Below are 986 nucleotides of genomic sequence, written 5' to 3' on the forward strand. Positions count from 1 at the left end.
AGAAAAATTCAATTCTGTGTCCGGGAATTGTTGACCACTACACAAGTGACATGCTTCCAACCCTTATCGATGCGGTGGATGCTGCGAATGGACTGCCCGACAGTATTAGCTGTGCATTGCAGAAGGCTGTGCTCGAAGAGTTTAAGGATAACACCAGTCGCATTCGCGAGGATGATAGTGAGTCCTCCCTTTCGGATCGGATCGATGCCTTGAAAAAACTAGCGCCGCGTTTTGGTATTCCGGAAGCTGAGTTGCATAGCGCTGTCTCAGCCATCGAAGATCGCATAGGCGAGATTGAAGACCGAAGTAGTCGCGCTTCATCTCCTAGTATAACGTCATCGAGCAAACGTGACCCGGAAAATTTTGACGATAGAGCTCTTCGGGACCTTTTTACCCCTCTTCTTGATAGCTAGGATAACTTAACAAAAAGGCGCGTTGCCCTTATTAGGAAGTCCAAGCCTGCTATATAAATAGCACATTATTCATCGTGCCGATTGCATCAGCGAATGGTTGGAGTAGCTGATTTCTTGACTTTAATGTAGGTATTGCGCAATCTTTGGCTACCGTGCCTCACAAGATGCTCGGCGGGTTCGACAACACATGAGTGCGCGTAGTCTATCTTTGCTAATATGCCTCCAATTCGACTTGTAAAGGTCCATTGGTAGCTTCCTGGAAAAGGATTTTGGAATGAGGAATCAATGTGTTTAGTGAAGCTATTTTGAGAGATAATTTGTTAGGGGAACTTACTGTTCTCGAAAGCGGTTTAAAGTTTGTAGAAAAAGAAAAGTACCTGCCTAGCCAGATTGGTACTAGGGGGTTCATTGATATATTAGCGATTGACAGTAATGGGCGCTATGTATTGATTGAGTTGAAGAGAAGTGACTCTTCAGCTCGCCAAGCATTACACGAGATTCTGAAATATGTTGAAGGCGTTAAGGAGAATCTCGCGGTCAAGGAAGATGAGATTAGGGTGTTTGTTGTTTCCA

At 44.7% G+C, this 986-nt stretch carries 2 protein-coding genes; both read left to right on the forward strand.

Annotated elements, in window-relative coordinates; all coding sequences use genetic code 11:
• Positions 1 to 413 (forward strand): hypothetical protein (locus K675_RS32475; RefSeq protein WP_198291667.1); only part of this gene is annotated, 413 nt, incomplete at its 5' end.
• 287 nt (positions 414 to 700) lie between these two features.
• A partial coding sequence (locus tag K675_RS32480) for an endonuclease NucS domain-containing protein (protein WP_198291668.1) occupies positions 701 to 986 on the forward strand: 286 nt, incomplete at its 3' end.

The organism is Pseudomonas fuscovaginae SE-1, assembly GCF_000364705.1.
Taxonomy (GTDB): Bacteria; Pseudomonadota; Gammaproteobacteria; order Pseudomonadales; family Pseudomonadaceae; genus Aquipseudomonas; species Aquipseudomonas fuscovaginae_A.